The 24,253-nt window shown below is 38.9% G+C and carries 19 protein-coding genes; 1 reads left to right on the plus strand and 18 read right to left on the minus strand.

What is annotated here, in order from left to right; all coding sequences use genetic code 11:
* Positions 1–45: 45 nt before the first annotated feature.
* The 16 genes from NSQ84_RS17760 to NSQ84_RS17835 form a co-directional block, all read right to left on the minus strand.
* A complete protein-coding gene (locus NSQ84_RS17760) occupies positions 46–1,209 on the minus strand; it encodes a Gfo/Idh/MocA family oxidoreductase (protein ID WP_063389101.1) in 1,164 nt (387 codons plus the stop codon).
* Positions 1,210–1,247: 38 nt separating this feature from the next.
* The gene (locus tag NSQ84_RS17765; protein WP_130156907.1) at positions 1,248–2,423 is read right to left on the minus strand and encodes a substrate-binding domain-containing protein; all 1,176 of its coding nucleotides are present in this window, start codon (positions 2,421–2,423) and stop codon (positions 1,248–1,250) included.
* 24 nt (positions 2,424–2,447) lie between these two features.
* On the minus strand, positions 2,448–3,329 hold the full coding sequence (locus NSQ84_RS17770; protein WP_242009308.1) for a sugar phosphate isomerase/epimerase family protein: 882 nt from the start codon (positions 3,327–3,329) through the stop codon (positions 2,448–2,450).
* A gap of 76 nt (positions 3,330–3,405) precedes the next feature.
* The gene (locus tag NSQ84_RS17775; protein WP_066251427.1) at positions 3,406–4,422 is read right to left on the minus strand and encodes a LacI family DNA-binding transcriptional regulator; all 1,017 of its coding nucleotides are present in this window, start codon (positions 4,420–4,422) and stop codon (positions 3,406–3,408) included.
* 729 nt (positions 4,423–5,151) lie between these two features.
* Positions 5,152–5,739, minus strand: coding sequence for a class D sortase (locus tag NSQ84_RS17780; protein ID WP_063389105.1), 588 nt, complete (start codon positions 5,737–5,739; stop codon positions 5,152–5,154).
* A 386-nt stretch (positions 5,740–6,125) separates the two neighbouring features.
* Positions 6,126–7,493: a 2-oxo acid dehydrogenase subunit E2 gene (locus tag NSQ84_RS17785; RefSeq protein WP_327873545.1), complete on the minus strand. Its 1,368-nt coding sequence runs from the start codon at positions 7,491–7,493 to the stop codon at positions 6,126–6,128.
* A gap of 29 nt (positions 7,494–7,522) precedes the next feature.
* Positions 7,523–8,542 (minus strand): alpha-ketoacid dehydrogenase subunit beta, encoded by a 1,020-nt coding sequence (locus NSQ84_RS17790; RefSeq protein ID WP_063389107.1) that lies wholly within the window; start codon positions 8,540–8,542, stop codon positions 7,523–7,525.
* Between the two features lie 25 nt (positions 8,543–8,567).
* The gene (locus NSQ84_RS17795; protein WP_063389108.1) at positions 8,568–9,557 is read right to left on the minus strand and encodes a thiamine pyrophosphate-dependent dehydrogenase E1 component subunit alpha; all 990 of its coding nucleotides are present in this window, start codon (positions 9,555–9,557) and stop codon (positions 8,568–8,570) included.
* Positions 9,558–9,762: 205 nt separating this feature from the next.
* Positions 9,763–11,691: a sigma-54-dependent Fis family transcriptional regulator gene (locus tag NSQ84_RS17800; RefSeq protein ID WP_117016916.1), complete on the minus strand. Its 1,929-nt coding sequence runs from the start codon at positions 11,689–11,691 to the stop codon at positions 9,763–9,765.
* Between the two features lie 890 nt (positions 11,692–12,581).
* A complete protein-coding gene (locus NSQ84_RS17805) occupies positions 12,582–12,923 on the minus strand; it encodes an IDEAL domain-containing protein (RefSeq protein ID WP_063389111.1) in 342 nt (113 codons plus the stop codon).
* Positions 12,924–13,562: 639 nt separating this feature from the next.
* Complete coding sequence (locus NSQ84_RS17810) at positions 13,563–14,372, minus strand: hypothetical protein (RefSeq protein WP_327873544.1); 810 nt, start codon at positions 14,370–14,372, stop codon at positions 13,563–13,565.
* Between the two features lie 910 nt (positions 14,373–15,282).
* Positions 15,283–17,205, minus strand: coding sequence for a DNA-binding protein (locus NSQ84_RS17815; protein ID WP_339212142.1), 1,923 nt, complete (start codon positions 17,203–17,205; stop codon positions 15,283–15,285).
* A 109-nt stretch (positions 17,206–17,314) separates the two neighbouring features.
* Positions 17,315–18,115, minus strand: a complete 801-nt coding sequence (phnE, locus tag NSQ84_RS17820; RefSeq protein ID WP_063389114.1) for a phosphonate ABC transporter, permease protein PhnE — start codon at positions 18,113–18,115, stop codon at positions 17,315–17,317.
* Entirely contained in the window at positions 18,112–18,903 is a 792-nt protein-coding gene (gene phnE, locus NSQ84_RS17825) for a phosphonate ABC transporter, permease protein PhnE (protein ID WP_063389134.1), read from the minus strand. The genes phnE (NSQ84_RS17820) and phnE (NSQ84_RS17825) overlap by 4 nt, the downstream gene beginning before the upstream one ends.
* Complete coding sequence (gene phnC, locus NSQ84_RS17830) at positions 18,887–19,678, minus strand: phosphonate ABC transporter ATP-binding protein (RefSeq protein WP_063389115.1); 792 nt, start codon at positions 19,676–19,678, stop codon at positions 18,887–18,889. The genes phnE (NSQ84_RS17825) and phnC overlap by 17 nt, the downstream gene beginning before the upstream one ends.
* Positions 19,679–19,792: 114 nt before the next feature.
* Positions 19,793–20,734 carry a phosphate/phosphite/phosphonate ABC transporter substrate-binding protein gene (locus tag NSQ84_RS17835; protein ID WP_327856179.1) on the minus strand — a complete coding sequence of 314 codons (942 nt, stop codon included), beginning with the start codon at positions 20,732–20,734 and terminating at the stop codon, positions 19,793–19,795.
* A 189-nt stretch (positions 20,735–20,923) separates the two neighbouring features.
* Here NSQ84_RS17835 and NSQ84_RS17840 point away from each other — a divergent pair, with 189 nt between their 5' ends.
* Entirely contained in the window at positions 20,924–22,495 is a 1,572-nt protein-coding gene (locus tag NSQ84_RS17840) for a bifunctional UDP-sugar hydrolase/5'-nucleotidase (protein ID WP_339212143.1), read from the plus strand.
* A gap of 275 nt (positions 22,496–22,770) precedes the next feature.
* Here the strand turns inward: NSQ84_RS17840 and NSQ84_RS17845 are convergent, their stop codons facing one another.
* Positions 22,771–23,220, minus strand: coding sequence for an SgcJ/EcaC family oxidoreductase (locus NSQ84_RS17845; RefSeq protein WP_339212144.1), 450 nt, complete (start codon positions 23,218–23,220; stop codon positions 22,771–22,773).
* Positions 23,221–23,661: 441 nt separating this feature from the next.
* A complete protein-coding gene (locus tag NSQ84_RS17850; RefSeq protein WP_339212145.1) occupies positions 23,662–24,207 on the minus strand; it encodes a hypothetical protein in 546 nt (181 codons plus the stop codon).
* Positions 24,208–24,253: the final 46 nt, after the last annotated feature.

Below are 24,253 nucleotides of genomic sequence, written 5' to 3' on the forward strand. Positions count from 1 at the left end.
AATTTGAGGCTACTCAAAGCAAGAGTAGCCTCAATAGTTGTTCTTTCATTTCAAATTTACCCATATCCCTTTTTCAGCTGATTCTAAAATCGCATCACAAATTACGGCAATTTGATAGCCATCGTAGAAATTCGGCGAAACTTCAGTATCTTCTACAATGGATTTTATGAAATCATAAGTTTCGATAATTTTTGTTTCGCCATACCCTATTCCCAACGCTGGGATTGGCCATAATCCTTGACCGTACGGATGCTCAGGACCGGTGTAAATTGTTCTAAATCCTTTGCTGTCGCTTGGATCATCAGCAAAGCAAACTTGCAGCTCATCACGTCGTTCATAGTTGAAATATAATGACCCTTTTTCTCCATGGATTTCAAATGTCAAGAAATTGTTTCTTCCCCATGCATTACGTGTTGCTTCAATACTGCCGATGGCACCGTTTTCAAATTTTACTAACGTTGTAAATTCATCATCAACGTCAACCTGACCTTTAGGAGCCTCTGCCTCACCTTTGACTGTGCCGAGTTTATCAACTCCGCTCGTTTGAATCGGTCTTTCCGGCACCCATGTTTTTGTTACTGCCATGACATCTGTGATCTCCCCAACGAGATACCGCGCAAAATCAATTACATGTGTTCCAATATCTCCGAGTGCACCTGAACCTGCAACTTTTTTTTGGAATCTCCAGGACAAAGGTGATTGAGGATCTGCGGACCAATCCTGCAAATACGTTCCGCGAAAATTCAGTATTTTTCCAATTTTTCCTTCTTCAATATATTTTCTTGCTAAAGCTACGGCTGGCGTTCTTCTGTAGTTGAAAGCCACCATATGTTTAACTCCTGCTTCTCTTACAGCATCCAGCATCCTTTTTGCTTCTTCAGCATTTCTAGCCAACGGTTTTTCGCTTATTATATGTTTGCCGGCCTTTGCCGCTGCAATGGCAATTTCAGCATGAGTATCATTAGGTGTTACAATATCAACAATATCTATATCAGGATCTTCTATAACCTCTCTCCAGTTAGAAGAATAGCTTTCAAAACCAAAACGCTGAGCTGCCTCTTTTGCTAATTCATCCGTAACATCGACAACCGTTTTGCGATGGGGGATTCCAGGAGCAGGCCAGAAAAACATGGGCATACCTGCATATGAAAGCGAATGGGCTTTCCCCATAAATCCAGCGCCGATCATTGCTATGTTAAACTTTTTCATAACCTTACCTCCCATTGAGTTTAAAAAATGAATAATGATTATTTTGCTGCACTCTGAATAGAATCTGGTGCCTCTTTATGGTAAACAAGCTTCCATGCATCAAGAACATTTTCTTTTGTGACTTTATAAGCTGGAACTGCCACATACGGAGGGGTTTCTTTGCCTAACAATGCATATCCAGCTAAAATAGCTTCTGAAATTCCTTGGTCATACGGAAGCTGCGCTCCTAATCCTTTCACAATACCGTCAGAAGCAATTTCCAAAGCTACATTTGTTCCTAGATCAATGGTCGTAATAACTAAATCGTCACGCCCGGCTGTCCGCGCTGCTGCGAGTGCACCTTCAGCAGGTACATCCCAAACGACAAACAAGCCGTCTAAATCAGGATTTTTCGTTAAAATACCCGAAGCCACTTTTTCTCCATCGTTTGGATCTGTTATACCGCCTCGTGCAACAATCTCAATATCAGGATATTTTTCTTGAATTGTTTTTTCGAAAGCTTCTGTACGCTGTTTCGTCACAAAGAAATCAGCGTCGTGAAAGATAACTCCAATTTTCCCTTTACCGCCCAGTTTTTCAGCCATAATTTCAGCTGCTGCAACTCCATTTCCGTAGTTATCTGCTGAAACAACACTCACATAATCTTTTCCATGTTCTAGCCCTTGAGGCGCATTATCCATGAAAACTAATTTTACGCCTGATTCAGCAGCTTTTTTATAAGCCTCAGCGGTAGATACCGGGTCTACTGGAATACTGACAATAATATCCGGATTTTTAGCAAGCACTGTTTCAATATCCGAAACTTGTTTTTCAGATTTAAAGTCTGCATCCGTTACAGCCACTACTTCTATTCCCATTCTTTCAAACGTTGCTTTTAGCCCGTCAATTTGGGCGGTTGACCAGTCGTTCCCTGCATAATGCATGACAATCGCCGCTTTATAGTTTCCTTGTTTTATTTTTGCTATTTCCTCTTCGGTCAGCTCCAATGTTTTGGCGGAAACTGCTGTTTCCCCGTGCGGGCCTTTACTTAAAATTAACTGATCATCTGAAATTTCCTTATTAATCGTGATAGGTCCTGATGCAGGAGCTTCAGATGATGATTTGTTTTGATCAGAAGAGCTATTTTCATTGTTTGATTTGTTTTGATTACAACCGACGAGAATAAGGCTGCTAATTATTGCAAATATGGAAAATATCGCGAAAAATTTTCTCATAAGCCATCCCCTTTTCATAAAATGTTACAAACCAATATTTTTTAAATAATTTCTGCTGATTTCTGCACCTTGTTTTGGATCCGAATAGCTGTCTAATTCTATCGTGATCCAGCCGTCATAATTAGATTCTTGCAATACTCTCGTCATCTCTTCAAAATTTTGGTGTCCTTTTCCTAATGGCAAAAATTGACCATTATCATAATCTTTAAAGTGGACATATTTGATTCTAGATGAGTATTTTTTGATAATTTCGATTGGATCGCCTCCGCCTGCCTCAAGATGCGCCGTATCAGGACATAGATTAATAGTTGTTAAAGGCATCAGCTTATCTAATTGAGCAGGTGATTCTACGATCGTTCCCAGGTGAGGATGATAACTTGGGATTAAATCGTACTTTTGGGCAATCTCCACAACTTTATTTAATGCATTTGCCAAATGAATGTAATCGTTTTCTAAAATCCCGTTTGAACGTACAGCTCCCCCGCCGACAACTAGATGATTGGCGCCTAATTCGGAAGCAAATGCTGCAACCTTTTCAATTTTCAACATTTCTTCTTCCAAAATATCTGGAAAAATAAAATTTCCGCCTGTATACACCGCCACAAAATCTAAAGAGTACTCGTTCATTAATGCTTGAAAATCTTTTTTTCTATCTACATATTGCATCAAATTTCCGTCAAAAATTTCAAAACCTTTATAACCGGAAGCAGCTATATCTTTTAATGCTTCTTCTGTTGATCCATTTGCCAAATAGTAAAGATCTTTAATTGACGTAACCCCTGCCGGATGGCCAACAACACCGCCCCAAGTATTGGTCTGGTAGCCTAGCTTCATTTTTACCCCTCCTAATTCTTTTACATGTTCATCAGTTGCTTTTTTACCCCATTCGTATTGAAAAGCTGCCATCACCTCCCATAAAATGAAATCGATTACATTAAAATGAAAAAAATAGGGAAAATAAGGCGTATATTTTTGTAATCCATTACATTTTAATCATATCTTTCTTCTTCTCTTTGCATGTCTCGCGAATAACCAGTTGATCTTCTAATATATATTGGCTTTTTTCCAGCTTATCTTTCTGAATAAGTTTTATTAATAATTCCATCGCTTTCTGACCTATCTCAAACATAGGCTGTGAAACAGTTGTTAGCGCAGGTTCAAAAATAGATGCGAATTTAATATCGTCAAAACCAACTATTGAGATATCATCTGGAACTTTCAATCCTTTTGCTTTGATCGCTTTTATCGCTCCAATGGCCATTTCGTCGCTTGACGCAAAAACAGCAGTTGGCGGTTCAGTAAGCGCAAGCAGTTTTGTCATTAAATTAAAACCGCTCTCAAATGAAAAATCTCCCTCTTGAATTAAATTCGGTTCGATCGCAATATCATGCTGCATCATTCCTTGCTTGAAGCCCTTTAAGCGGTCTCTGCTCAATATTACGTCCATTGGGCCTGATAAAAATCCTATTCGTTTATGGCCCAAGCTGATCAAATATTCCGTAGCTTTTCTGGCACTGCTAATATTATCAATAGAAACAGTTGGAATATCCGATCCCTCCAAATATTCACATGCGAGCACCACTGGGAATTCATGAGAAATCTCCTCTAATAAATGAGATTCAAGTCTTGCGGTCAACAAAATCATTCCATCTGCTTTTTTCTGGCGCAATATATCTAAATAGCCTTTTTCACGCTCTAAACTATTCCCGGTGTCGCCGAGAAGGACCTCGTAATCGTTTTCAATCGCTACTTGCTCTATCCCTCTCAATATTTTTGAGAAAAATGTATTTGTTATATCAGGCACTACAACAAGAACCGTTTTTGTTTCTAAGCGTCTCAGCTGTCGAGCCAATAAATTTGGTTGATAATTCAGCTTTTTGATTGCTTCCAATACTTTTTCAGCCGTTTCTTTTTTGACGTTCCCAGAATTGCTTAAAACTCTGGAAACAGTAGCTGTGGACACATTTGCCATTTTTGCAACATCGCTAATTCTAACCATATCCAGATCTCCATTTCCTAGATAAAAATCCTTTGGCTGTATTATTTTTTATGCTAGATTTGTAATCTAGTGTAATCGATTACAAAATAAAAAGCAATACTTTTTCTACTTTTTTAAAAATTAATTGTTTGTAAAACTTTATTAGCGTTAAAAGGGAAAAAAGGTTTTTAGAATAAAAAACAAATTGTTATATATTCCGAGGCGGCATTTTAAATGATTGACAAAGTCAATTCTTCAAACTACGCAACACATTGTATCCGATGGCAAATATCCAATCACAGCAATAACTGAACCATTGGGTGCCAATAGTAAAAAACCGGGCTTCTGGTCATAACAGGTAATCCAATATTATTCATCCAGACAGTTTAGCAGTCTTTTTTTCAGCAAAATGCAGATGTAAAGTGTAAAATATACTGCCAATTGCAAGAGACATCCAGCATACATGCACGTGTACAGTAATGAAATATTGAAAAACAAAACTCGAACAACTCTCCAATCAAAAAAATAGAATTTTTTATTTATGAATGCCCATTGGATCTTACTATGAAATAATTTGAAATCGACATCGCCTTAATCTGCAATTAAAGCCCCAAATTTATCATTCAATTACCGCTCATTTAACTTCATTCAAATGCTAAATGAACAGTTACCGATAGACGGCTGAATGACTTTATTAAAACAGAAAAGAGCCCTTGATGCTTTATAGCAAGGGCTCGTTTTTCCACTGAATTATGCCGGTACCGCATAAATAATATATCGCTGTGGCGCATTTCCAATATAACCGAACGGATAGCATGTTGTTAACGTTAAAACTTCGTTTGGAGCAGTAGATCGGATCACTGTTCGATCATCGGCATCAACAATCTCTGTTTCTTGAATCAAATATGTGAAACGACCATACTCCATTTCAACAATGAGTTCATCTCCAATTTTTAAATCGCCAACATTGCGAAAAACTGTATCCCGATGTCCTGATAAAACGATTTGGTCGTTTTGCCCAGAAAAAGCAGTGCCTCTGTAATGACCGACGCCTTTCTCCAATTCGTCTTCATCCGTCCCCTCAACGATCGGCAATTGTGCTTTAAGTTTCGGGATGTGCAAAATGCCAATCACCTCGTCCATTTTCGGTTGAAAGTCGCTTGGTACAACTTCGCTTCTCTCCTTTTTCTTTAGACCTTCTGCACCAACAAGCTGATGGGCTTCCTTCAATGCCTCATTTTGTGCGCTGTGCATTGACCATAACTTCCATCCGCCATATGCGACACAAAACAAACCACAGCTAATAAACAAAATGGGCAGCCAATTTTTCACATGCATCCTCTTCCTTTAATAGAGACTGTTGTTAATTATTTTACCATAAAAAGTCGAGAAGACATCCGCTTCATTTTGCGGAGAAAACCAAAAAATAAAATAATCGGACCCCAGCTACTGTTCTTAGGGAAACCTGTTAAAGCAGCCCATAAAAATGCTAGGCGTCGGTCTGTTTTCAATTGATCTGAAATAAGTAAAAAAAGTAAGAACGTCTCAAGGGCAGAATTTAAAATTGTTGTGAAGGACAAAGGGGCTTGTCTATAAGACTTTTTCGGCTTATAGACGTGCCCCTTTAAAATTTTAAAAACGTTGATATTTGATGTTTTTTGTTTTCAATGGAGATTTGACTGTCTGAACAGCCCCAATATTGTCTATATTTCTTCAAACCCACATTAATTGACAAAAATGAAATTTGGCTCGTTCAAATATTTTTTTAGCTCGTTCAATGCTTTTTGTGCCAACACTCCGTCCATAATCCGGTGATCATAACTGAGCGATAACGCCATCATGGATGCAATTTCAATCGAATCATCGACCACAACAGTTTTTTTCTCGATTCGGCCGATGCCAAGAATACACGATTGCGGATGGTTGATAATCGGTGTAAACCATGCGCCGCCAGCTGATCCGATATTCGATATCGTACATGTAGAGCCTGTCATTTCATCCGCTTGAATGGTACCATCTCTTGCCTTTAGGGTAAGCTCGTGAATTTCTTTAGCAATTTGAAATAATGTTTTTTGGTCTGCATGCCGTATGACCGGCACGACAAGACCGCGGTCTGTATCAGCAGCAAAACCGATATGGTATTGTTTCTTCAAAATGATTTCTTCACGTTCTTCATGAAAGGAAGCGTTTAATTGTGGATACTTTTTCAAAACGATCGTCAACGCTTTCACAACATAAGCTAAATAGGTGAGTTTGATTGCTTCCTCTTCCGCAAACGATTTTATGCTTTGCCGATGCTGAACAAGCTTAGTAACATTCGCTTCATCAAAATGTGTTACATGCGGAATCGTCTTTTTCGAATGAACCATTGAACGTGCAATGAGTTTGCGAATGTTTGAAAGCGGAATATATTCATCTTGTACCGAATTGGTCTTTGTTTCTTCCTTCTGATGTTTTTGCTGATTTTCCATTTCAAGCTGCTGATTTTTGCGCCTTTTGATCACGGCCTCAATATCTTCTTTTAATATTTTGCCGTTTGGACCCGATGGAATTACCTCTTCAAGATTCACTTGATGTTCTCTTGCAAATTTGCGCACGGATGGCGCGGCAACTATGAATGAAGAATTTGTTTGCTTCTCTTTTTCCCGCTTCTTGTACTCGTTGCGAATATCTTCTTCCGATACTTTCCCGTTTAAACCAGTCGGCTCCACAAGCCGCCAATCCACCCCTAGCTCTTTCGCTAATTTCTTCACTCGCGGCGTCGCCCTTTTCTCGACCTTTTGCTCCGTTGCTATTTGTTCTTCCGATCTTTCATTCGTTTCTTCTTGTTTTATGTCTGGCTGCCCGTCGCGTTCAGCTGTTTCAATTGTTGCAAGCACTTCGCCGACAGATGCTGTATCTCCTCTTTTTTTACGGATTTCCTTCACGATTCCGCTTGCAGGTGCATGCAGCTCCGATACCGCCTTTTCCGTTTGAACTTCAACAAGTATGTCATTTTGCTCCACCTCATCCCCTTCAGACACATGCCAAAATGCAATTAAGCTCTCATTATATTCTTCCGACAATTGCGGCAATTTAATTTCAATAATCATGTTGGCCTCCTGTGAAAGAAATGGTAGATTTATTCATTAACGAGTTTTATAGCTTCTTGATAAATTTTTTCTGCATTCGGTAAAACAAACTGTTCAAGCGGGCGGCTGAAAGGAATCGGCACATCTGGTACAGCCAATCGTTTGACCGGAGCTTCTAAGTCATACAAGCCTTCCTCTGCAGCTATGGCAGCAATCTCCGCCGTCATGCCGTATGATAAATAATCTTCATCTACTACAAGTAATCGATGAGTCTTTTTAATGGATTTCAGGATTGTTTCACGATCTAACGGGACAAGTGAACGCAAATCGATGACTTCTGCTTCAATTCCTTCTTGCTCCAGCTTTTTGGCAGCCTCAAGCGCATGATGAGTCGTCATTTGAATCCCTACAATTGTTATATCCTTCCCTTCCCTAACAACGTTTGCTTTTCCTAACGGCACCGTGTAGGCTTCTTCCGGAACATGACCGACTGATGCGTCTAATTGATCCATCCATCCTAAGCCTTGCAATGTTTTATGGAACATAAAGACTACTGGATTATCATCCCGAATGGCTGAAATCATCATCCCTTTTAAATCATATGGAGTGGATGGAGCCACCACTTTCATTCCCGGCAAATGCGCAAACGTTGCATACAAAGTTTGAGAGTGCTGAGCAGCATCACTGTACCCTCCGCCAACAGCGGTCATCAGCACGATCGGCAGCTTCACTCGACCGCCCGACATATAAGGGATTTTTGCCATATGGTTATAAATTTGATCCATGCAAACGCCAAAGAAATCGACAAACATCAATTCAACGATCGGCCGCATTCCTTCGGCTGCTGCGCCAACGGCCGCTCCAATAAATGCAGTTTCAGATATCGGGGTATCAATCACTCGATCTGATCCAAATTGTTGAAATAATCCTTCTGTCGATCCGAAGATTCCCCCGTAAACCCCGACATCCTCCCCCATGACAAACACGTTTGGATCCCGCTCCATCTCCAATTTAATCGCTTCCGCCATGGCTTTATTTCCCGTTAATAAGCGCGTTTTTGTTCCTTGCACAGCTTATAACCCCTTTCCTGTTTATTTACGAAACGTATAAATCATTTAAAGCATCTTCCGGATTCGGATAATTGCTGCTGCGTGCAAATTGATAAGCAGCGTCTACTTCCTGTTTTGCTTTATTTTCAATGATGTCAAGATCGTTTTCCGCTATGTTTTGTTCAGAGATTAATAGATTTCGAAGGCGGACGATCGGATCTTTATCCCGAAGAAGCGACACTTCATTTTTATCTCTATACAACTCCGGATCCCCTTGGAAATGTCCCAAGTAACGATATGTTTCAATTTCAATAATCGATGGACCTTCGCCTCGTCTGGCGCGTTCCACTGCTTCTTTTGATACTTCGTACATGCTGATCGGATCGTTGTCTTTGACGTAATATCCTTTAATGCCATATGCAGCTGCACGAACATCGTTAGATGCTACAGATGTCGATGCTGTTTTCGGAACAGAAATTCCGTACTGATTATTTTCAATCACCACAATAAGAGGTAAATTCCAAAGTGCTGCCATATTTAATGACTCATGGAAAGCTCCTTGATTGGCAGCTCCCTCTCCAATAAATGAAACCGCAACCCAGTCTTTCCCTTTTTTCTTAGCAGCTAAAGCTGCTCCAAGAGCGTGTGGGATTCCTGCTCCAACAATTCCTCCACAGGAAAACTTGACATCCGGATCAAACAAATGCATATGTCCTCCCTTGCCTTTGCCAAGCCCGGTTTCTTTTCCGAAAATTTCAGCCGTCATTTTATTTAGGTCAACGCCTTTCGCGATGGCATGATGATGAGGCCTGTGCGGCGACGTAACCGTATCTTCTTTTTTCAAATGAACACATATGCCGACGGCTGCCGGTTCTTGCCCTGTTGCCAAATGCATCTCGCCAGGAACAGGACCCGCCCCAATATTGAAAACCGGATTTTTCCCTTCAGTATAAGCTTCTGCCATTTTGTCTTCGTAATAACGGATTTTGTACATGTTTTCATACATCCATAAAAGATCATTTTTAGAAATTGCCAATGTATTCTCTCCCTTCTACCAAAATAGAAAACGGTTTCAAATAGTTAAATGCAAAAATTGTGCCAAACTACATTTTTTGTGATTGATATATTTAGTTTCATTGAAAATGAATAAGATTTTTTATGCTACAAAAAAAACGTCCCGTTTTGGGACGCTTTTTAGAGACACAATGATACAATTTGATACGAAATGAAACAAAATGATATTAATAAGGGATTTGAAATCTTTGCATTTGCCGATAAAAAGTGCTTCGTGATATCCCTAAATATTGCGCAGCTTTTGTGATGTTGCCGTTATATAGACGTAAAGCTTGCAAGATCGACTGCTTTTTCATTTCATCTCGATGAATAAACACCGTTTCCGATTTTGGCTTGGAGTCCGTTTTTATAATTTCCTCAGGCAAATCTTTAATAGTTAAAACAGGCTTCGTCAATTTGTTTAAAGTTCTTTCTACTATATTTTGCAATTCTCTAATGTTTCCCGGCCAATGATAATGTATTAACGCTTGAAAAAAATCCGGTTTGATTTCAGGAAAAGGCTTATTTAACTTTTCACAATTTTTTTCAATAAAATGATGAACAAGGAGCGGTATGTCTTCTTTTCTTTCTCGCAATGACGGCAAAGTGATCGGCATGACATTAAGCCGGAAAAACAAATCCTCCCGAAAGCTGCCTTTTTCGACCTCTTCCCGAAGATTTTTGTTCGTCGCTGCGATGATGCGAACATCAACAGGCAAAACTTTATGCCCGCCGATTCGCACCACTTCCTTTTCTTGTATGACTCGTAAAAGCAATACTTGCATTTCCAAAGACATTTCTCCAATCTCATCTAAAAAAAGCGTACCGCCATCGGCAAGCTCAAATTTTCCTGCACTTCCCCCTTTTTTCGCTCCGGTAAAAGCACCGTCCGCATAACCAAACAGTTCGCTTCCTAATAAATCTCGAGGAATTCCGCCGCAATTGATGGCTATAAAAGGCTTATGTTTTCTGTCACTTTCATTATGGATCGCTTGTGCAAACATTTCTTTTCCCGTACCGCTTTCTCCTAAAATTAATACATTTGAGTCCGTTTTTGCTGCTAGCTTCGCTTCGTTTACTTTTTGGAGAAACTGGGGATGCTTCCCGATCATATCAGAAAAAGTGATTTTCGCCTGATTGCCTGATAAATGATTAATAAATTGTCTTATCTTTTGAATCTCTTTTATAATCATCATTGAACCGATCCATTGGCTGTCTTTATAAATGGGGAGTTTATCAACTAGAACATGAAAAACTTTGTTTGACTGTTTTATTTTTAAGTGCAGTTCATGATTTTGAAGATGTCGAGGGCGATTGGAAATAATCGATTTGTTGCTAAAAACTTCGCTGATCTTTTTCCCTTCCAGGCAAGAATGATTCAATTGAAGCAGCTTTTTTAATTGATCATTCACTTTAATAATGAGCCCTTCCGTATCGAAAATGAGGATGCTCTCTTTCATATTATTGGTAGTCGCTTCAAGAAATCTTTGCATCATAATGTTTTTTTCTGTCTTTTCAATCAGCTCCAGTTGGTACTCAATCGCTTTCACTGCTGACACTACCATTCCTAAAGTATGTGGATGCACTTTTTCATATGGGCCTGAAACATTTAATACGCCGATTATCTTTCCTTTTGAATCGTGAATGGGCGCAGCCGAGCATGTCCATGCCTGGCAAATTTCCGAATAATGCTCCTCAGCATATATTTGTACAGGTTGATTGATCACAATCGAAGTGCCGATTGCATTCGTTCCCATTGCTTGTTCACTCCAATCAGCACCTTCCACAAATTGAATATCAGCTGCCATCTTTAACGTATCAGCGTCGCCAATTGATTTTAACAACTGTCCCTTTTCGTTGCAAAGAATCACTAAAAAACCCGAGCCCTTTACGATTGAATACAATCCTTCCATAAACGGAACCGAACATTCAATTAAAGGCTTGTAATGGTCTATTTCGATTTTTTTCATTTGACCATATCGTTGAAAAGGATCAACATTCATTTCTTTGGAACGAATCCATGAATCCTTTACAATGGGAGATAATTTTTCGTCGAGCTTATTTTCAAAAATAAAGCGCTTCCAACATTGTTTGACATACTCTCTTTTCTTCATTATAAAACACCTCCTTCAATTGTTGATTAAAGCTTTTCGTCCAATTGCATCACATGCCAGCTTACAATGTTTATCGAATTTTTCTAATATTCTCCTATATTGTAGCATTACAAAAAAGCTGTGAGAACTAGCGATCCACTGAATGAAGCTCCTTTTATTTTTGAAACTTTTTAAACCAAAAATGCTGGAAACCCCTTTTACTTTTTCAATCATGAGAAATTGGGGCGCCCTTCTTTTGATATCCCGAAAATACAGAAATTTACAGTTGTCGATCGTACTGGACGCATCGACAAAATTGGTCATAAAAAAAACCGATTCCAAAAGATTGGAATCAGTCTTTCTTGCTGCTGCACGGAAGGCCAAATCATTCTCTTTTTTCCGTTATGCATATGTTTGGAAATTGTATTACCAGTTATTAACTTGATCGAATGGTGATTTGGCAAAGCCTTGTTCTTTCTAAATGAAACGGCTTCATGGCATTTAAACGGTAATTCTTAATGTTTAAAATCAGTGATTTTTTAGTATGCTTCAAAAAAAGACGAAACGACGTTCCAACGATCACTTTGAAAAATGCCGCCGGTTCTTCTGCATATGTAAGCAGAACTCCCTATTGTGAACAAATATTGATCAGTATGATGATGTTTTTCAAACGTCTTCCTTCATTACATAACAACTGAATTGAGCTGATAAAAAATATATACAATGTAGGAATGTGGGCAGCTATAAAAGAATAAAGGTTTTTGGCAATGGGAAAGAAGTATAATATATTGAAATAATAAAATGCTCTATATTCTGGGAGGATAACATAAAGTTATAACGGGGGAACGTGAATCGTATTAAAACGATCATAAAAATTATTGTGAAAAAATTATCATCGGAGCTGTCCTATTCATTTATATTATGTTTTCTTTCTCCTTTTCTTTCGTTAATTGTTTTAATTTGTTGGACAGCTCCATAAACCAATTTTCATCTTTTGTTAACAAGGCTAAATCAATTAATGCTTTAATCTGCTCTTCATTTTCTATTGGAGATACGGGCAATTTTTTTACCCAATGATTTAATGTTTCAACTGTTTTACCAACGACGATTTCATTGTCACAAGCCATAACTTTTACTCTTATAATCTTTTGTGATGAATCTATCGTTTCAACATAACCGTAAATAAATTCGCCGCTTTTTGTTTTTCCTTTTACCCAATCCCCTACTTTCACTGGCAACTGATTGATTCCTTCCATTTTATACACCACCACTTGCAGTATTATAGAGATCTGTTTTGAAATACTAAATATCTAGTTGTTAACAGAAATTATTACATGATAATAAAGGGAACGCAAACAATTTAACCTGGGAAATAATAAAAATTTTAAAATTCCATTTTTTCAAATATATAACTTATAATAAATGTTTTCATATTTATTGCAATAGACAAACGTTCAGCACATTTGTTCCATGTGAAACATAAATCAGACAGCCGGCTCAAATTTTACCTTTTGTGCGGCAAATCGTTATTGAAGGAAAGTGCAACTTTCGGCTGTCCTTTCGTTTAAAGATGAAAAAATCTACCCTTTGTGATCAGCTGAGCAATAGCGAGAAAAAAAGTTTTTTTAAAATAATTCTTCATGCAAATGAACCTTTACATGCTCTTCCTGAAGCATGTACACAATCGACGAAGGAAGCCCGTTAAACATCTTTTCCAAAGCTGGCGCACGCTCTATCCACAAGCAATCTCATACTGTATTTCCCATTTAAAAAACAAAAATTTCCAATTGGCCGCTTCCCACTCTATGATAAGAAAAACTATTGTATTTCTTCCGTCTTTTCCTTATTAAGTATCACTATGAATCTACAAAAATGAACATTTAGCATTTATTGATTTAAATAACCTTTTTTGTAGTCGGTGATGTTGGAAAAGGCGGCACAAATTCACTTAATAAATATTCATAAATTGCTTTTTCAACTGATAAGCCACTTTTTGTGATGCCCATATTCCCAAAAAGAACATTAAACTCGAGAATATAAAGATGCCCTCCGCTTATTAGCACATCAAAGCCGGCATGATTAATGTTCAATTGTTTCGAGACATTCAAAACAAGATCACAAGCTTCTTGCGGTATAAATTCAAAACAGAGGCTTCCGCCTTGGGCAACATTGTGGAGAAACTCCCCTTCCGCCCCAACCCGCCAATAGGCGGTGAAAATATCTTTTCCAATGACACAAATGCGTAAATCTTTTCCGTCGTTTTCTAAATATTCTTGTACGTACAAAACATCATTTTGATTAGCATATTGATAAAAATCATACTCATTTTTAATTATAAAGGTTCCTTTTCCCATTGAATTCCGGACTTCCTTTGCAACAAATGGGAACGGGAACGTTTCTAATACTTTTTCGATATTGCTTGGGGTGCTTGCCAATATTTCCGTATATGGAACATGCTCAGGCGCCACCGTCCACAGCGCTCTCGTCATTTCTACTTTGCTAAAGCCCAGCTGCAATGATTCAATGCTTGGGAAAATTTTTTTCTTTAATCCGTATACTAGAGCAGGGGCTTGCCACGTTTCAGGAAAAAGAACAATATCCGCTTGTCGAATGGTTTCTAATTCTTTAAACATATTGTCAGGCTTTATATAGTGTACACCTGGAATTCCGATGGTCCGGTATGCATTAAAGGAAACCATTTTCATAAATTCGTGACCACACTCCAAAACATATAACAATTTTCTAAATAAATAATAGAATCTTCATGAATTTTTCGCAAATAAAATTTTCAATAGTTTCCCCTTTCAAATGCCGTGAGAAATTTTTTACTTCATTATGGCATCTTGAAAGGACGTAGAACAGGCGGATGTTTTTTTGCTATTACTTCGACTCTGAAGCGGAAAAAGGGAATCCCCTTGTTTTTATTTATAGTGATCCCGCCAGTGCTGCCTGAGAAAGCGTATCACCATTGCTCCCGGGGCGCAGGCAATATTTTATGATCTGCCATTCCGTCATTACTAAGTATCTGAGAGAGGCGTAATCGCAGCAACGACTTGGATGTCCTTCTGACAATTATGGACGAATCCAGTCAGTATTCGGAGCGTGATGTATGCGACCAATGTAATCGAACAGACGATCAAGGAGATTCGGAAACGTTTGAAGTCGATGTACAGTTTGAACTCAAAAGCTGAGGAAAACAATTCAGGATTTTAATGAGAAATAGCGGAGAGAAAGCTTCAAGAATTTGCCGAGGCTCATGAAGGGATAGCCGTCATCCGCCAGCTGTTTTCTAGTAAAAATTGTAAACATATACAAAAGCCAGTATAGAAAAATGAGCTGTTTTTCTATACTGGCTTCATCTTATTAGGACTTATCGAACCGTCCCTATATTAACTAAATAATGTAAAAAGGGGCATATAAGGAACACCGCTTTTCCACACATAAGAGTAAATATTTAGTCTTATGTGTGGAGACAATCTTCTTCTTTCAGCTGAATAACATTTTAGTGATACCTTATCGAATGGGTAATGTAAACATAATTATTACCCCCGTTGCCGTTGCAAAATACTGTTCTAAAAACCTGATACACACTAACACATTTTCAATTTGTAATGGCTATCTCATAGTTACCTTCTGCGTGAGAACGTTATTGCCCGAACCTAAGCGCAAACGGATATAGGCTTCATACGCCGAAACATTTGGATTAATGCGCATCATGATCGTTTTCTTTGCTTTTCCATTTTCATCTGCTTTCAGTTTGCCGATATTGAAATAACCGTAAGTGATTGGCCATGTTCCATCCTCAAATTGGATTTGCGAAATGCTTTGCCCGCCTGACAAATATATTTGAATTTGTCCATTTGATACTGCTTGGCCAGGTGTTAAACCACTCATCACCACTTCTACCGGAAATGGTATACCTCCGAGCGGAATGAATTTCGGTGTTAACAATTGATATTTTTCTTCACCGCCAGGCGGCGTCTCAACAATTGACTGACCGATATTGACTGTTTTGGTGAAGACGTTGTTTCCAGCCCCTATTCGAAGGCGAATATATCCTGTTGTTCCGTCTTGTACCGTTGGGTTAAGTCTCATTGTCAGTACTTTTTCCGCCACACCATGCTGATTAGCTTGAATGCTCCCAACACTTTGATAACCGTAAGTGGTAGGCCATGTTCCATTCGGAAGCCGAACTTGCGAAATTGATGTACCACCTTCTAAATATACTTGAATTTCCCCATTTTCAATGACTTGTCCCGGTTTCATATCTGTTAATTTGAGTGTTACTTGAAAAGGTTCTCCGCCAGTTGGCAAATATTCAGGGGTTTCAATGTTATATTTAATATCTTTTGGAGGATCCATTTCCGAGCCAAATGAACCGTCAGCAAATGTCGATTGATCATACCAAAGATAACCTTCATTCGGTGAACGCCAAGGCTCCGGCTTCAGCTCCTCAGAATGCTCTGGGGTCTCCATTTCTAATATTGGTGAAGGCTGATCAAGCGGTATATCAAGTTCAGAGAAGGTCAGATAACTTTCTTTATGAGACAGCCATTCGACAATTTTCATTAGCAATTGGCCATTATCTTTTTCAGTAAATCCGTCGTACGTTCTCTTGACTCCTCCGTGTTCTTCATTTCTATATTTAGGGGTGCTGTCTTCCACCACAGAAGAGTCGCCGATGAAAGCGGCCTTTCCTCTTTCCTTTTTTCCTATCGCTACAAAGGGCCCTTCATGAATTCCGCCGCCAAAATAAACCCCTTCGTCAACTGCATTGCTCCATTTGTTTTCTTCTACAGTAAGCCCATCAGGCAAATAAACAATCCCTTTAGCAATTTCAGGATTCATAATAGCCAGTGTAGAACCAGCATGAATCGAAATTTCATCAATGCCACTCGTTATACCAAAGGATTCATCAGATGGTATAATCACATTTGCTGTTGTGTTATCTATCGAGTTAAAACGAAATCTTACACCAAATTCTTCACTTAGCCAATCAGTGCTTTCAACACCAGCCATTGCAGCTTGTTCACCTTGATCCATTCCTTTTGTTGGATTATCAAAAGCCCCTCTGCGCCAACCATTCATAATTTCATTTGAATCCCAACGGTTAAAATTTCGGTCGGCATTATAGTGGTCGGCAATAAAAAATACGCTTCCCCCTTGTTCTGCAAACTCGGCAATAGCATCTTGTTCAGACTTCTTAAAAGGAATTTGTGCCTCTGGAATAATAAAAACATCATAGCCTTCTAAATCCTCCAGAGTAAGTGGATCTAAACTCCGATGCTCCTTCACTGTATATCCCGCTTCAAGCAATGCATTGGCAAAATCGGAAAATGCACCATCAATCACCCAATCGGACTGGCCTGCTGTTTGCCCATGGCTGTTATCAAACAAAACTTTCTTGCCGTTCGGATCGCTAGGAACTAAGATTGGGGCCGGATCATTCGGACCTTCTGCACTTACAGTTACGTTTTCCAAAGCAAAAACAAAAAACGCCAATACTGCCACAAGGCCCTGCAACAGCATCTTTCTCATAATTACTCTACCTCCATAATTTATTAACTCAACGAGGCAAAAGCCTTTTATTGAGTTCAGCCGCTATTGCTGGAGCTTTCGATATACATTGCTGCCTTATGAGCATCTGCTAAACCACCTTCTTGCGCAAATAGCCGGAAATGATATCGACGATCGTAACCATGGCAATGATTCCTAATAAAATAATACCGACACGACTCCAGTCGCGAGACTGCATGGCAAATACAAGCGGTGTACCGATTCCGCCTGCACCGATGATTCCTAAAATGCTTGCGGAACGGAGGTTAATTTCAAAACGATATAAGGTGTAAGAGATAAACCCAGGAATGATTTGTGGAACAACGGCAAACCACAGCGTTTGCAAGCCGCTTGCTCCTGTTGCTTTCAAAGCTTCAATTGGTCCGAAATCAATATTTTCCACTTCTTCTGAAAACAATTTGCCAAGCATCCCGATGGAATGGAGTCCGAGCGCCAACACACCGGCAAAAGAGCCAGGGCCTACTACTTTAATAAATAACAACGCCATCACTAGTTCCGGAAATGTCCGGATAAAGCTTAAAATAAATTTTCCTGTTCCTGCCGCAATCTTTCCTTTCGTCATATTGTTAGCCGCCCAAAAAGCAAACGGTATACATAGAAAAGCTGAAATAAATGTGCCTAATATGGCAATCGCTAATGTATCTAATAGCCCTCGGAGCAGATCTTCGCCTTCGGGCAAGTAAACATATCCCCAATCAGGAGAAAGAATGCCGGATAAAATCGCTTTTGTAATTTGGCCGGCCGTTTCTTTAAATCCTTCTATTGGAATACCGGATAATGCCCATATATAAATAACAGCCAACAACACATATATACTCCAAAGCATGAACCGGTTCTTTTTTGGTTTAACTGGTCTTGCAACACTCTTCATAATAGTTTCTCCCGCAATTTAGAACTAATATAGTCGATCAACAAAACAACCATTAATGTAAAAATAATGATTGTACTCACTTTGTCGTATTCAAGAAAACCTAATGTTTTATCATAATATTCTCCGATTCCTCCTGCTCCCACTAGTCCTAATATAGCTGCAGCCCTTATATTAATTTCAAAGGTGTAAAGAACGAAAGAGACAAAGTAAGGGGACACTTGCGGAACGACAGAGTAGACGATCCATTGAATTTTATTGGCGCCAACTGCCGTCATCGCCTCCAATGGGCCTTTATCAATACTTTCCATCGCTTCATAAGTTAATTTCGCAATAATGCCCATTGAGAAAACAGCTAATGCAAATATTCCTGGTAATGGCCCCAATCCGAAAATCGCAACAAATATAGCGGCTAAAAGAAGTTCAGGAATGGTACGAATTAAATTTAAAATAAATCTGAACGGGTAATAAATCCAATTACTAGAAGCGATGTTGCTTGCGCATAACAAAGCAAATGGAACCGCAAGCAAAGCTCCCATCGTTGTCCCAATAACCGCCATGCGGAATGTGTCAAGCATTGCCGGAACAATATCATCAAAATATGACCAGCTGGGAGGATACATTTGTACAAGCAAATCAAACATATTTGGAAACCCTTCAACAAAATCGATGAAAGAACTTTCCGTTTGATAGGCGCTCCAGCCGATCAGCAGCACAATCAACGCTGTTGTCAAGTAATGCTTTATTTTAGTAGGTGCTTTAGGAATTTCTTGTTTAGTTAATCGATTCATATTTAAACTCTCTATCCGCTTCATTTGTTCCCACCTCAAAAGGCTTTCCATATATTTCAGAAAACCGTTTATCTGTCGCTTCCCTAGCAGATCCGTCAAACACAATTTGTCCTGCTTTCAGGCCGATGATCCTTGTGGCATATTGTCTAGCTAAATCGACCGAGTGCAGGTTGACAACAAGCGTTATTCCTAACTCTTGATTGATCTTTTTTAAATCATCCATTACTTGTTTTGTTGTCAAAGGATCTAAAGATGCTACAGGCTCATCCGCTAAAATGATTTTAGCTTTTTGCGCCAAAGCTCTAGCAATCGACACTCTTTGCTGCTGTCCTCCTGAAAGCTGATCCGATCTGGTGTACGCTTTTTCAAGAATATTCATTCGTTCCAGAGCATTCATGGCCAAATCCACATCTTCTTTTGGAAACCATCCCAAAACGGTTCGGAGAGTAGAATGGTAGCCAACTCTTCCAGATAAAACATTTCGTAAAACAGTCGACCTTTTCACTAAATTAAAATTTTGGAAGATCATCCCAATGTCGCGACGGATGCGGCGGAGTTCCTTCCCCTTTGCTTTCGTGATGGATTTCCCGTCTATTGTTATTTCTCCGGAACTAATTTCATGCAATCTATTAATAGAACGTAGCAACGTTGATTTGCCAGCGCCAGATAAACCGACAATCACAACAAATTCCCCTTTTTCAATTTTCAAATCAATATTTTCCAATCCTACTACACCATTAGGATAAATTTTTGTAACACGATGAAATTCTATCACTCTGCATACCAACCTTTTTTAAATATTTATCTAAACATCCCGACGTTGCTTTATCTATTCATAGAGGATTAGCCAGTACGAACGATTCGCCTGGCTATATTTTATGAAAATACATTATTCAGTTTTCACTTTTTCAGCATACTCCCTGACGATATCGAAGTTACTGTCTTTCGATTCTATGTAGCCTTCATGCGTGTAAATGTCTTTTATAATCGCATGCCCTTCTTCGTCTTTTCCAATATCAATGAAAGCTTGCTTGATTTTTTCAACCCATTCTGAATTCATGTCGGAACGGACGGAAATCGTATCGTTCGGAATCGGTTCTGTAAACTCAATGACTTTCGTATCTTCGAAAACAGTTGGGTAATCTCCTGCTACGGTATTGCGGGCATCTTGGAAAACAACCGCACAATCGACATCACCGTTCAAAACAGAAATAATTGCTTGGTCGTGCCCTTTTACTGTTATTCCTTGTACATCTTTTAATGGATCAATCCCATTATCCATCAGCGTTGCGGCCGGCCAAACATAACCTGCAGATGAAGTGACATCTTGAAAAGCGATTTTCTTTCCTTTTAAATCTTTCACACTAGTAATACCAGAATCTTTTTTCACTACGAAAATTGATTTGTAATTGTCTACTAGTTCATCTGTTGGTTGCCCGGTCTCATCATCCACTCCGTAACGTTGCGCTTGAAGAATTACTTCAGCAGCTCCTCTTTCTTTCGCCAGCACATAAGCATTTGGCGGCAAAAATCCTACATCTACTTTTTTGGATTCCATAGCTTCAACAATGGTATTATAGTTCGTTGAAACACTTACCTCTACAGGTATACCTAAACGATCTCCCAATAACTTTTCAAGCGGCTTTGCTTTGGCCTCCAATGTATCTGCATTTTGAGAAGGTACAAATTGTACAGAAAGAGTTTCCGGAATATACCCAACTGATTCTTTGCTGCTATTAGTTTGTTGGGAATTGCTGGAGTCCCCGCATCCGCTGATGACCACCGCTGTTAAAGCTAGTATTGTTCCAAAAGCTACTAATTTTTTAAACATATTAATTTCCCCCATATCTTTTTGAAAATCTAATTTCCATTTTAACACCAAATTTTTAATTATTTGTAAATTTTGTTACAAAATATCACAAATATTTTGTTAACTTTGTAAATTATTTCTTTTCATTCAATTATCTATTTCATTTTTACAACGATTTGTTATGATGAAAAAAAAAGAAGGAGGAAAATAATGGAGAAGGAAACTGCGATTCATCTGCTTGTAACCAGCGATCTTCACGGCTACATTTACCCGACCAATTACAGAGACAAAGAAGAACAAAATTTCGGACTGGCTAAAATAGCCACGATTATAAAAGAAAAAAGAAAAAAAGGCTATGTACTTTTACTTGATAATGGAGACTTGATTCAAGGAAGCCCGTTGACTTATTACCATGCAAAAAACAGGCCCGACAGTGAAAATCCGATGATTCAAGTTATGAATGATCTCCAATATGATGCATGCGTATTGGGAAATCATGAATTTAATTATGGACGAAGTTATTTACAAAAGGCGATTGATCAATCAGCTTTTCCTTGGCTGTCCGCTAATATCTTGAAGCAAACAACAGGAGAGCCCGCTTTTGGAACACCTTATCTCGTCAAGGTATTGGACGGAGTCAAAATTGCTGTACTTGGTATAACCACTCATTTCATCCCTAATTGGGAAGAGCCGCGAAATATTGAGGGACTTGTTTTCAAAGATGCATTGCAAACGGCTAAATTATGGGTGAGTGATATTCGCCAAAAAGAAAAACCAGATGTGATGATCGTCTCATATCATGGGGGATTTGAAAGAGATCTACAAACTGGAGAGCCTATAGAACAGCTGACAGGAGAAAACCAAGCATACCAAATGTGCCAAGAACTAGAGGGTGTTGATATTTTAATCACAGGTCATCAGCACCGCCCACTCGCAGATAAACTAAACGGCATCACAATCATTCAGCCAGGCCATAAGGGGCAATTTTTGGGTGAAGTGACGATGAAAGTTAGACAGAAGGCAAATGGAAACAGCCCCGCAATCGTTAGTCATTCCAACTTAATCAAAATTGATGAAAAAATGGAAGCGAATCAAGATGTTTTGGCATTGATATCCGATATTGAACAAGAAACGCAAAAATTGCTGGATCAGCCGATCGGAACCGTTATTGGTGACATGACCGTATCTGATCCATTGAAGACCCGATTACAAGACAATCCTTTTATAGAATTTATCAATAAGGTGCAAATGGAAACAGCCAAAGTTGATATTTCTGCCACTGCCTTATTCAATAATGACTTGCCTGGATTCAAACAACATGTTACAATGCGCGATATTGTTTCCAATTATATTTATCCGAACACATTAACTGTCATCCGCATCAGCGGCCAAGATATTAAAGATGCTTTAGAGCAAAGCGCCAAGTATTTTACGGTTCAAAACGGAACAATCTCTGTCAATCCCGCTTTCTTATATCCTAAACCGCAGCATTACAATTATGATATGTGGGAAGGAATTGAATACGAATTAAAAATCTCTAATCCAGTTGGCCAACGAGTTGTGAAGCTAAATTATCACGGCAGCCCATTGGAGCTTGACAAAGAATATGATGTCGTCATGAACAGCTACCGCGCAGGTGGAACAGGCAATTTTGATATGTTTAAAGAAAAACCGATCGTTAAAAATATCCCCATCGACATGACCGAACTCATTGCCAACTACATATTAGAGCACAAAACTATCATCGCAGCTTGCAATCATAATTGGAGGGTAGTTTTATAGTAGTAAAAGCATTTTCCGATTTGCCCGCTTTTTATTTAAAACAAATGCCACTAATAGGTATCAAAGTATACTTGTCCAAATATCACAAATGCTTACAGCAACAAAAAGTCATTAATAACAAATTTGATATCAACGATGATTATATAAAAATGATTTTTTCGTTATGAAAATGTGAAGCGTTTTATTCGCACACATCAAAAAAGAAGATTTAGGATTTTCCTAATCTTCTTTTTGCATGAAAGTATATTTCACCATTCCCCTGAACAGGACATGGATTATTTAAGCAGCTGTCTTAACTCTTCGGTCATTTGTTCAACCAATTCAGGTCTGCCATGAAACTGAGCTGGAGTATTTTGAAAAAGTTGAATACGCCAAATTCCTTCCGTTTTCACTGCAACAAGTGTATGATGAGTGTTCACATCAGGATTTAAATCGGACTGGCCGTGAGGAACCATACCGGCAATCGCTCGTAAAATAGCGATATCAGGAGCTAGAAACCGGACATTTTTCACTTTGCTGACAAATTTAGCTGTCTGGTGGTGTTCAAAGACGGACTGGAGATGTGCGAATATTTCATCGTGTCCAATCGACTGACTGCCATCGAAACCAATGCTTTCGCCATCCTTAGTAAACAGATCCGTCATTCCGCTAGCAGTTCGATTGTTCCACGCATTGATTAGTTGCTGGTACAGCTCTTGAACTTCATTTATTTGAGAATTTTCCATCGTTTATCACTCCGAAATGTAATGTTTTGTTCTATGATAGCCAATCAACTGAAAAATTTTTTTTATAAAATGTTGCCGATTTAATATTTACGTGCAGTTTTTTCTTTTGAAACCTCTGCTTTGAAACGCTGAGACGAATGATCAAAAGCATTTTTTATAGAAGCTTGACAGCGTATAATACTTCAAAATGAAAATTTTCTTCTTTTTTCACTTCAAACGGCATTTATTTGATGTGCAATCACTTTAAAAGGGCATTATTTTTCCTTCTGTTATTGTAAGAATATGTTTGTTCTTCAATTAATCTGTTGGAAATGAATGCCTGAGACAGTCTGCAAATACCTTCCGATCCTCTAAAGCCACTACATAATCAGCAAACAATCATTCTTTTAATCATATTGCCATTTATTTACTGGGAGTGTTGCTACTGACGGCTCTTTTTTTCTATTTCCATACTGCTGCATATTTTTTTTGATATTTCGGATCTTCTTCCTTTTCAATTAAATCGAAGGCAAGCTGCTTGATCGCTTCATCCTGCACTTTATCATACAAGTTTCGCAGCCCTTGAATAATATCGAACCGAATAAGTGTCGCATGTTTTTCGTCAACACAGTTGTCAAACCGAGCTGCCAAATGACGGATAACCATCTCTTTTTGCTTTTCCCCAGCTAAACCAATCCTCCAAATAGCCTGCAAACTATGTCTGGCAGTTACAAACTTTTTATCATAGGTTACTTCCCAAACTTGAGGAAAATCCTCCAACATTCGCTGTTCGGGATCGCTGATCGCTAAGCGGCTTAAAAACTGAGCAGCACGCGAGCGCTTATGAGAGTCTTTACTTGTCAGCTCTTCCTTCAGCTGATCCCATACTTCATACGCCCAATCGACTTTTTCTTCAGTGATCTTCATAATGCTGCTGTACGCTTCGTACTGCGCATTTTTATCACTTGACTGCAATTCCGCAAAATAATGCCTCGTTCGTTCATCCACTATTTATCGCCCCAGTCATGCCTTATTATGTTTGATTTTACCTTAG

It is taken from the genome of Aeribacillus sp. FSL K6-3256 (genome assembly GCF_037965805.1).
Classification (GTDB): Bacteria; Bacillota; Bacilli; order Bacillales; family Aeribacillaceae; genus Aeribacillus; species Aeribacillus composti.